At 69.5% G+C, this 2,562-nt stretch carries 4 protein-coding genes; 3 read left to right on the forward strand and 1 reads right to left on the reverse strand.

The window, feature by feature from the left end; all coding sequences use genetic code 11:
• Nucleotides 1-356, reverse strand: a 356-nt coding sequence (locus ACFQEU_RS14320; protein WP_379783250.1) for a helical backbone metal receptor, incomplete at its 3' end; no start/stop codon positions are given.
• A 187-nt stretch (nt 357-543) separates the two neighbouring features.
• Here ACFQEU_RS14320 and ACFQEU_RS14325 point away from each other — a divergent pair.
• The 3 genes from ACFQEU_RS14325 to ACFQEU_RS14335 form a co-directional block, all read left to right on the forward strand.
• Nucleotides 544-1,515: a transcription initiation factor IIB gene (locus ACFQEU_RS14325; RefSeq protein ID WP_379783252.1), complete on the forward strand. Its 972-nt coding sequence runs from the start codon at nt 544-546 to the stop codon at nt 1,513-1,515.
• A 152-nt stretch (nt 1,516-1,667) separates the two neighbouring features.
• A complete protein-coding gene (locus ACFQEU_RS14330) occupies nt 1,668-2,114 on the forward strand; it encodes a hypothetical protein (RefSeq protein ID WP_379783254.1) in 447 nt (148 codons plus the stop codon).
• A gap of 25 nt (nt 2,115-2,139) precedes the next feature.
• On the forward strand, nt 2,140-2,562 hold a 423-nt coding region (locus tag ACFQEU_RS14335), incomplete at its 3' end, for a type I 3-dehydroquinate dehydratase (RefSeq protein WP_379783256.1).

Raw genomic sequence — 2,562 nt, forward strand, 5'->3', positions numbered from 1 at the left:
TCTCCTGCCGCCGCTCGGTCGACGGCCCGTCCCCGTGCAGCGAATCCGTCGAGGACGTCCGCGAGGGTAGCGGGCTCCCGATGGCGGACATCGAACCCCCGGTCGCGACACGCCGCGACGACATCGGCCTGTAGCGCGTCGCTGGTGAGGACGACGTCGGGGTCGAGGGTGGTCACCCGATCGAGATCGGGGTCGATCCAGCCGCCGACGGGGGCGGGGTCGCAGTCGTGCGCGTCGCCGGCGTCGTCGGGTGGGTCACAGTGGTGGGTGACGCCGACGAGCGTGTCGGCCGCGCCCATCGCCGCGACGGTCGCGGTCGCGCTCGGCGCGAGGGAAACGACCCGTGGTCCGGTCATCACACGCTCGTACGACCGGAGCGACAGAAAGGGTTCGGTCCGGGCGACGACTCTCGGGATCCTCGTGATAGATCGTGTCGATCCGTCGTCGCGTCGGCGACACGTTCCGGGCGTTTTAAGTCACGGTCCGCCGTCTTTCGGGTAAGACTGCTTCCGGGCGTTTTGTATGCCGGGAGACAGCAGAGCCATGACCGAACGACTACATACCCGGGGGAGTCGCACCCGCGGAGAGACTGAGGAGGCATCGGAACGAACGGACGAGGGGCTGTCCTGTCCGGAGTGTGACGGCCAAGTCGTCACCGACGAGGAACACGGTGAGACGGTGTGTGCGGACTGTGGCCTCGTCGTCGAGGCGGACTCGGTCGACCGCGGGCCGGAGTGGCGCGCGTTCGACTCCCGCGAGAAGGACGAGAAGAGCCGTGTGGGTGCGCCCACCACCAACACGATGCACGACAAGGGGCTCTCGACCAACATCGACTGGCGCGACAAGGACGCCTACGGCCGCTCGCTCGGCGCGCGCCAGCGCCAGAAGATGCAGCGGCTCCGCAAGTGGAACGAGCGCTTCCGCACCCGCGACTCGAAGGAGCGCAACCTCAAGCAGGCGCTCGGCGAGATCGACCGCATGGCGAGCGCGCTCGGCCTCCCGGACAACGTCCGTGAGACCGCGTCGGTCATCTACCGCCGCGCGCTCGACGAGGACCTCCTGCCCGGCCGCTCGATCGAGGGCGTCTCGACTTCCTGTGTGTACGCCGCCGCGCGGATGGCCGGCGTCCCGCGCAGCCTCGACGAGATCGCCGATGTCTCCCGCGTCGAGAAGGCGGAGATCGCCCGGACGTACCGCTACGTCGTCCGCGAGCTCAAACTGGAGGTCAAGCCCGCCGACCCCGAGCAGTACGTTCCGCGGTTCGCCTCCGACCTCGAACTCAGCGAGGAGTCGGAGATGCGCGCCCGCGGCCTCCTGAAGAACGCCAAGGAGAAGGGCGTCCACAGCGGGAAGTCGCCGGTGGGGCTCGCCGCGGCCGCCGTCTACGCCGCCGCCCTGCTCACCAACGAGAAGACCACTCAGGCCGCGGTCTCGGAGGTCGCCGACATCAGTGAGGTCACGATCCGGAACCGGTACCACGAGCTGTTAGAGGCCGAGGACGGCCTCGTCGCGTAGTCGGTCTTCACGCAGTCGGTTCTCCGCGCAGTCACCCCCTCGTGGCGGCTGGTCGTCCGTTTCCCGTTCGACTACCTCTCCCGCCACATCGCACACTCGCTGCGTCGCCACTCGCCGCGTCGTTTTTCACCACGGCCCCCGCGCGTACCCACATGTATCTCCGGGACCTGTTCGTGGGGCTCCTGCTGTTCGGCGGAGCAGGGTGGATCGCGTCGGGCGATGCGGTCGGTTCGGACGGTGTCGCCGTCGGCGTCGCCATTCTCGGCGGTCTGGTCGCCGGGAGCGTTTACCTGTGCTCGGCGGTGGGAGTCGGGATCGGCCGCGAGCTCGGTGGGACACGGCTCACGCGTCTCAGACTCCGTGCGGTCGCACAGGTCGCCATCGGCGGGTCGTTGATCGTACTCGGTGTCGACGGCTCGCTCGGGTCGGGGACGGGCTCACCGCTTCTCCTTCCAGCAGGTATCGTGGTAGTCGGACTGGGGGTCCTGCTGTGGACGCGCGGGACGGGTGCTAGTGGTTCGGACGGTTCAAACGGCCCGAACAGTCCGAACGGCTCGAACACCGCCGACGACGCCCCGCCCGACCGAGACCACACCTAAGTCCCCCGACCGCGAACCGCCGCCCATGTTCGAGGAGTTCGTCCTGGCGGCGAGCACCGGCGACCTGAGAGCCGAACCGCGTGCTCGCGAGCACGCGGACGCGGTGGAGTTCCGGATGGACCTCGCCGCCGACCCGCTAGCGCAGCTCGACGCGTACGACGGGACGCTCCCCCTCGTCGTCACGAACCGCGCCGCGTGGGAGGGGGGTGAGGCGGACGACATCGGGCGGTACGACGCGCTATCGTCGTCGGTCGTCCACGACGCGGTCGTCGCTGTCGACATCGAACTCGCCGCGCTCCGCGGCAACGCGCCAACCGGGGAGCGGTCACACGCGACGGCGCTACGCGAGACGGCCCGTGAGGAGGGTGTCGCGGTGATCGCGTCCGTCCACGACTTCGAATCGACACCGGAGCGGGGGGCGCTCGTCGACCTCCTCGCCGACGCGGCC

Source organism: Halorubrum tibetense, assembly GCF_042661865.1.
Classification (GTDB): domain Archaea; phylum Halobacteriota; class Halobacteria; order Halobacteriales; family Haloferacaceae; genus Halorubrum; species Halorubrum tibetense.